We start from the raw sequence: 209 nt of genomic DNA on the forward strand, positions 1-209 counted from the left end.
TCTAGGTTTTGACCCTATCGTCTAGAGGCCTAGGACATCACCCTTTCACGGTGAGTACCGGGGTTCGAATCCCCGTAGGGTCGCCAAGTTTTGTGGCACTTGGCTCCGCAAGGAGCAAAAGTCACACCACGCGGAGTGGTAGTTCAGTTGGTTAGAATACCGGCCTGTCACGCCGGGGGTCGCGGGTTCGAGTCCCGTCCACTCCGCCA

At 58.4% G+C, this 209-nt stretch carries 2 tRNA genes; both read left to right on the forward strand.

Annotated elements, in window-relative coordinates:
- Positions 1–10 precede the first annotated feature (10 nt).
- A tRNA-Glu gene (locus AVS7_RS22865) sits at positions 11–86 on the forward strand.
- 46 nt (positions 87–132) lie between these two features.
- Positions 133–209: transfer RNA gene (locus tag AVS7_RS22870), tRNA-Asp, on the forward strand.

Origin of the sequence: Acidovorax sp. MR-S7 (assembly GCF_000400995.2) — a bacterium.
Taxonomy (GTDB): Bacteria; Pseudomonadota; Gammaproteobacteria; order Burkholderiales; family Burkholderiaceae_C; genus MR-S7.